Source organism: Megasphaera geminata F0357 (genome assembly GCF_000239275.1).
In the GTDB taxonomy this organism is placed as follows: Bacteria; Bacillota; Negativicutes; order Veillonellales; family Megasphaeraceae; genus Megasphaera; species Megasphaera geminata.
In genome coordinates, this window is sequence record NZ_JH417560.1 from 51,905 (window position 1) to 58,392 (window position 6,488).

The 6,488-nt window shown below is 44.3% G+C and carries 6 protein-coding genes; 5 read left to right on the plus strand and 1 reads right to left on the minus strand.

All coding sequences use genetic code 11. From position 1 onward, the window contains the following. Positions 1 to 21 precede the first annotated feature (21 nt). The 4 genes from HMPREF0080_RS00265 (at position 22) to HMPREF0080_RS11580 (ending at position 3,849) form a co-directional block, all read left to right on the plus strand. Positions 22 to 894 (plus strand): DUF2156 domain-containing protein, encoded by an 873-nt coding sequence (locus HMPREF0080_RS00265; RefSeq protein WP_280959806.1) that lies wholly within the window; start codon positions 22 to 24, stop codon positions 892 to 894. Between the two features lie 15 nt (positions 895 to 909). Next, positions 910 to 2,079, plus strand: a complete 1,170-nt coding sequence (locus HMPREF0080_RS00270; RefSeq protein ID WP_006789037.1) for a GNAT family N-acetyltransferase — start codon at positions 910 to 912, stop codon at positions 2,077 to 2,079. A 193-nt stretch (positions 2,080 to 2,272) separates the two neighbouring features. Then, a complete protein-coding gene (locus HMPREF0080_RS11575) occupies positions 2,273 to 3,067 on the plus strand; it encodes a malonate decarboxylase subunit alpha (protein ID WP_006789038.1) in 795 nt (264 codons plus the stop codon). Continuing rightward, a complete protein-coding gene (locus tag HMPREF0080_RS11580) occupies positions 3,016 to 3,849 on the plus strand; it encodes a hypothetical protein (RefSeq protein WP_280959807.1) in 834 nt (277 codons plus the stop codon). The genes HMPREF0080_RS11575 and HMPREF0080_RS11580 overlap by 52 nt, the downstream gene beginning before the upstream one ends. 36 nt (positions 3,850 to 3,885) lie before the next feature. Here HMPREF0080_RS11580 and HMPREF0080_RS00280 read toward each other — a convergent pair whose 3' ends face one another. Further along, positions 3,886 to 5,349 carry a hypothetical protein gene (locus HMPREF0080_RS00280; protein WP_040346603.1) on the minus strand — a complete coding sequence of 488 codons (1,464 nt, stop codon included), beginning with the start codon at positions 5,347 to 5,349 and terminating at the stop codon, positions 3,886 to 3,888. Positions 5,350 to 5,637: 288 nt separating this feature from the next. Here HMPREF0080_RS00280 and HMPREF0080_RS00285 point away from each other — a divergent pair, with 288 nt between their 5' ends. After that, positions 5,638 to 6,420, plus strand: coding sequence for a short-chain-enoyl-CoA hydratase (locus HMPREF0080_RS00285; RefSeq protein ID WP_040346604.1), 783 nt, complete (start codon positions 5,638 to 5,640; stop codon positions 6,418 to 6,420). The last annotated feature ends 68 nt before the right edge of the window (positions 6,421 to 6,488 follow it).

The window sequence follows — 6,488 nt, forward strand, 5'->3', positions numbered from 1 at the left end:
ACTATTGAAGATAAGCCTGTCTTGGATTCGTATTTTCATGAAAAGCGATATGAACAGGCGGATGCTACATTTATGAATTTGCTTGCATGGCAATATCCTTATGATATTCAATGGGCAGAAGAAGATCAGGTCCTTTATGTTCGCTCGGGTCGAGGTAACGAGCAGTTCTGGCTGCCTCCTTTTTCCCGTAAAGACGGCGGTCTTGTAGCCGGTTTAGAACGGATGCAGGAATGGTTTGTGGCGCATGACCATCCCTTTCTTATGAAAGGGGTTACACAGCCTGTTGTAGATAAGTTGCATGCTCTGTGTCCCGATTGTTATACTATAGCGCCCGACCGGGATAACTATGAATATGTTTACTTAACACAGGATCTTATTAATCTGTCCGGCAAAAAATTTCGACAAAAGAAAAATAACCTTAATCATTTCCGTAATCAGTATATGGGGTATGAGTACCTGACCATAACGCCGGATGTATTTGAAGAATGTCTGGATGCCGACAAACGGTGGATGGATAACCGTATTAACAGAGAAACGGCCGGTGAAAATGAAGAAGATATGAAAGGTGAACGTCTTGCCATTGAAACAATATTCAACCATTGGGAGGCCTTGGGCGCTACAGGCGGTGCCATTCGTATTTTTAACAGGATTGCGGCCTTTTCTATTGGTGAGATGCTGAACGATGATACGGCGATCATCCATTTTGAGAAAAGCGATCCTTCTATTCGCGGTCTTTACCAGGCTATTAATCATGAATTTGTCGTCCATGCATGGAGTCATACAAAGTATATTAATCGCGAAGAAGATATGGGCTTACCCGGATTGCGTCAGTCAAAAGAATCGTATAATCCGGATCATTATGTAGAAAAATTCAGTGTAACGCTGGCAAAATAAAGAAAGAGGCGACGTATGCTCGACTTTCGTTTAGCTGGTCCGGACGACCGGGAATTGGTGGAGAACCTTTGGGCCTATTGCTTTGAGCCGAAAGAACATCCTTTTTTTCGATGGTATTTTACCAATATGTATAAACCCGAGAATGTTCTTCTCGGGTTTCGGGAAGACAATCTTGCCTGCCTGGCTCACCTTAATCCGTATAAAATTAATGTGCGCCATACAGTGTTGCCCGTGTCTTATGTAGTCGGACTGGCCACTCATCCGGCCGCTCGCCGCGGCGGGTTAGGCGGACAGCTTCTTTCAGCGTCTCTTCAAGAAATGAAACGTCGCGGCCAGGGCATACATATCCTCATGCCTTCAAAGGCCGGGTTTTATCAGCAATACGGCTATGAACTCTATTGTCACCAATGGCGGGAAACGCTGCCGCTTGAAGAGCTGCGTCTGTTGACGGATCGCTCCGTTCAGTACGGATTCGTAAATTCGACGGATCAATGGTATTACTTAGCGGCAGTATATGAAAAATATACCGCTCGTCTTTCGGGGTATGCCGTTCGCGATGAAGCATCATGGCGCCGCCATATTGATGCACAGCTGGCAGAAGGTAATATTGCCGTTGTCTTTGACGGTGCCGAACCGATTGCGTATGCTTTTTATCAACTCGGGGGGCCGACTATCCGATGCAGTGAATTTGTTTATTCCGCATATAAAGGGAAAAAGGGTCTTTTAGGCTATTTTTATAACCATCGTTCTCAAGGTGAGGTCTTGCAGTGGAATGAAGGCCTCCGTGATCAATCTTATCGTTTCTATCCGGACGGCAAAAAGGGACATGAAACAATGCCTTTTATGACCGGGCGTATTGTTGATGTAAAAACGGCTCTTGAAGCGATTCCCTATGATAAAACTGTGCAGGAAAAAGTTGTTTTTGCCGTAAATGACCCTATTGCCGATTGGAATACAGGTGTTTTTGCACTTTCAGTAAAAGACGGTATAGGCCATGTTGAAAGGACGACCGATGCGGCTGCGGCAGTGACAATTCCCGTCGGATCTCTGGCGCTGCTTGTATTGGGTGCGGCAGACGCGGGGGAATTACAATTTTATGATAAACTTACAGTAACGGGTAAAGGATTGGATACCTTGCAACGTATTTTCCCGAAGACGGACTGCTATATCAATGAATGGTATTAAACAGGCGGCTTGTACAGATATAGTACAGGTCGTTTTTGTTTGATAGAGAAACAGAGATTAATTAGTCGCCTGTATGAACTGCATGGAATTTTTTTAGTCAAAATGAGTCAAAGGATTTGTCTATTATTCCATTGTCAACTACGTATAATAAAAGCACATAGTATATATTCGTTGATTAGGGAGTGAAGAGATCATGAAGCAGGTAAAAGTAATTACAGCGCAGGAAGCGGCCCGACTCGTTAAAGATAATGACGTTGTCGCATCGAACGGTTTTGTAGGCTCCGCTCAACCGGAAGCGTTGACGAGCGCCTTGGAATCCCGTTTTCTTGAAACCGGGACTCCGAAAGATTTGACTCTTATTTATGCTGCATCTCAAGGGAATTCGGACGGTCGCGGCGGAGATCATTTTGCTCATGAAGGCATGTTGAAGAAAGCAATTCTCGGACACTGGAATGCGGTTACGGAATTGCAGAAATTGGTTAATGCCAATAAGATTCAAGCGTATAATTTACCGCAAGGCACATTGTCCCAATATTTTCGCGATGTCGCTGCGCATCGCGTCGGCACGATTACACATGTCGGCTTGGAAACATTTGCCGATCCGCGTGTTTCCGGCGGACGTCTTAATGACGTAACTAAGGAAGATTTTGTCAAAGAGATTCAAATTGAAGGTCAGGACCAGCTGTTCTACCCGCGCATGGACATTAATGTCGCTTTAATTCGCGGTACCTATGCCGATGAATGGGGGAATGTTGTTTTGTCCAAGGAGGTGGCGCCTCTTGATGCCACAGCCATTGCTCAGGCGGCACGCAACAGCGGCGGTACGGTCATCGTTCAGGTTGAAAAAATCTTCAAAGGCGGTGTATTGGATCCGAAACTTGTTAAGGTTCCCGGTGTATATGTCGATTATATCGTAGAAACAGCAGAGTCAAAATATTGGGACAATCCTTTGATTGTGAATATGATGCGGCCCTTACCGGTGAAGTGACGGTCCCGTTGCAGGCGCTGGATGCGGTTCCGCTGAATACCAAGAAAGTTATTGCCCGCCGCGCATCGCTTCTTCTTCTTGATTTATCAAGTGAAGCTGTTATCAATCTCGGTATCGGTATTCCTGAATTCGTTGCTTCCGTAGCTAATGAAGAAGGGATTGGTGACAGTCTGACGATGACTGTCGAAGCCGGACCTATCGGCGGCGTGCCTCAGGGCGGTGTTCGTTTCGGAGCTTCCGTCAATGCGGAAGCTATTCTTGACCAGTCCAGCCAATTCGACTTTTATGACGGCGGCGGGTTGGACCTTGCCTGCCTCGGGCTGGCTGAGTGCAACGGGACCGGCAATATTAATGTTTCTAAGTTCGGGCCCCGGATTGCAGGTTGCGGCGGTTTCGTCAATATTACACAGAATACGAAGAATGTTGTTTTCTGCGGTACTTTTACGACCGGTAAGCTGAAGGAAGAAATAAAAGACGGTAAGCTTACTATTATTCAAGAAGGGTCGGTTCGCAAATTCGTACCGGTCGTAGACCACATTACCTTCAGCGGGGAATATGCCCGTAAACACGGCCAGTCCGTTTACTATATTACAGAACGGGCCGTATTTGAAATGAAAGAAGACGGCGTTCACTTGACGGAAATTGCTCCGGGCATTGATCTTCAGAAAGATGTTCTCGACCAGATGGGATTTACACCTATTATGGAAGATGTGAAAGTAATGCCGGAATTTCTCTTTAAAGATGAATTGATGGGATTGAGAGAAATGAAAGCGAAGAGATAAGGCGAAATAAAAACGGCTTCCTGAAGGAAGCCGTTTTTATTTCAGGCATAACGTTCGTTCAATAAGCGGTTTGACTCGTTCGTAGATCGGAATCAGCTCGGTTACATCGTACTGGCGGAACAGAGATGATTCTTTTAAGGAGCGAAAATAGTCAAGAACAATCGTATGCAGGTGATGATCCGTAATCAAGTAGAACGGACTGGCCCGGTTGTGGATATATCGTTTATTTTTTTTCATGAAGCCTGTCTTGTAATTGGAGTAGAAGGAGAGGTTTTCCCCTTTATAGCTTCTGTCCGTCCCCAGCGTTGAGAGGACTCCCATAATGATATGAGGATTTTCCTGCATTGTATCCAAGACGGTTTGTATATGTTCCTTGCGTTCTTCCGGTGTCAGTGAATATTCTACATCTGTCAGATAGATGTACCCGTTTTCAAGATAACGCATGAGGGATGATGCGGGAATAATAAATTCGATCTCCGCATTATTTACGATCTCTTCCCAAGTTACACAAAGGCGCTGAATAGAAACAGCCTGCTCGGGGGAACTGATTTCCTTAATGCTTTCGAAAACATCGTGGGGCAAAAGAAAATCAAAACCGTTTGTAAGATGGAAAAAGAAGCGGTTATTTGCGTAAAAAGCCGTGCGGTAACCCGTGTTATCCATACCGAGAGAGTTGGAAATAGTTATAAGCGGCCGCTTAGCCGAATCAATAAAATTGAAGTTTTCGTAAATATCCCGAATCGTTGTCTCGTCAAAAATATGCGTACACATCATGAAACGGCTGGTCTTGGAAAGCGCGTATTGGATGACAAAGACGTCTTTCATAATAAGTAAATTGGATCGCTCAATATCTTTGATGTCATAAAAAATAAAGTTGATATCAAGCAATCTGTTTAAGGTTGCATAGACGTGTTCAAATAGACGGCAGTCTTCTTCCAGTCTGTCCAAATCAAGTCCGACGCGGACGGTCAGGCATTTTTGCTGTAAAGAGATATCGTTGAAAAAATTCCAAAATCCTGCCTGATATAAGGTGCAGAAGTCGTCAAAGACAAGAAGCTCAAGGTCTTCGTTTACATTAGCCGCCTCTTTATGAAGTAAGTCGGATAAAAAAGCCTTTGTGTCGTGTGTGCCCGTCACTACTTGCAGGCAGGCAGACTTACCGTCCTTTGTTTTTGTCGGATGAGTCTGATGGATGCTGGCCCTATATGCTGCACATAGATACTGTGTAATGGCAAAGGCCAAATCGGTTATATCGTCGGGGAAGGAGAATGCTTTTATAAACTTTTCTTCTTTTTTATTTTCTTTAATAAGGGTAGCGAAATATCGGCCTAAATCTTCGTTTATCTGCTCTATATAACGGGATGACGGGAGTTTTGTGCCGTTGCTCCATTTATTGACATACGATACGTCATAACCGACTACTTCGGCAAGAGACACAAACTTTGCCTGTGTAAAAGTCAGTAATTTTTTCAATGTTTCCGCATAGTTATCTGGGCCCATGAGTCTCATCCTCTCTCCGGGACATATAAATTTTTATCCGCTGATAACGTGATTATTATAACATAATTATTATGCTAACGTAAAAAAATATGCGCAATATGCATAACCCGGAGTAAGCTATGACATAGCCAGTCCATAAAGGGCCAAAAGAAGTCGATAAGATGCAAAAATTTCCTGTTTTAGTCAATCAAATAAAGACCTATACTGAGGGGGACATAGGGAGCGATATGTGGATATATGTCCGCTATTGCAGAATTATTATTCATTAATAAAGGAGGCTGTACTGTCATGACGTACAATAACATTGAATTCACAAAAGAAGACGGTATCGGTATTTTGAAGATTAACCGGCCTAAAGCGTTGAATGCTTTAAATACGGAAACTGTGACGGAACTCAATCAGTGCATAGGAGAAATTGAACATGATGCGGAAGTAAAAGTTTTGATTATTACAGGTGGAGGTGAAAAATCCTTCGTCGCCGGGGCAGATATTGTTGAAATGTCTACCAAAAATGCTGTAGAAGGGCGTTTCTTCGGCAAAATTGCGCAGGATGCGTTTACACGTATTGAAAACCTTCCCCAACCTGTTATTGCGGCCGTTAACGGGTACGCTCTCGGCGGCGGGTGCGAACTCGCATGCGCCTGCGATTTCCGTTATGCAGCTGAAACGGCTAAATTCGGCCAGCCTGAGGTGGGCCTCGGTATTACACCGGGTTTCGGCGGTACACAGCGCCTGCCTCGTGTCGTAGGTCGCGGCTATGGTAAAGAGCTGATTTTTACGGCTAATATGATTGATGCCCAAGAAGCATATCGTATCGGCCTGATTAATAAAGTTGTTCCTCAGGAGGAACTTATGGAGGCCGTTATGAAGACAGCCAAGAAGATTGCTTCTAACGCCAAGATTGCGGTTCAGCTCTCCAAAGCGGCTATTAACCGCGGCATCAATTGCGACGTGATCACCGGTATTGCATATGAAGATGAAGTATTCGGCCTCTGCTTCTCCACGGAAGATCAAAAAGAAGGCATGGCTGCATTCGTGGAAAAACGTAAAGCTAAATTCACGGATAGATAAGCGTATAATTTATATATCAGGACGTATATTAACAGTCAGGAGGAATTAATTATGGATTTCAGATTAAC

Bases quoted from the DNA above. Each gene is read 5' to 3' on its own strand.
- HMPREF0080_RS00285 (WP_040346604.1), top strand. From the start codon at position 5,638: ATGACGTACAATAACATTGAATTCACAAAAGAAGACGGTATCGGTATT.
- HMPREF0080_RS00280 (WP_040346603.1), bottom strand. From the start codon at position 5,349: ATGGGCCCAGATAACTATGCGGAAACATTGAAAAAATTACTGACTTTT.
- HMPREF0080_RS11575 (WP_006789038.1), top strand. From the start codon at position 2,273: ATGAAGCAGGTAAAAGTAATTACAGCGCAGGAAGCGGCCCGACTCGTT.
- HMPREF0080_RS00270 (WP_006789037.1), top strand. From the start codon at position 910: ATGCTCGACTTTCGTTTAGCTGGTCCGGACGACCGGGAATTGGTGGAG.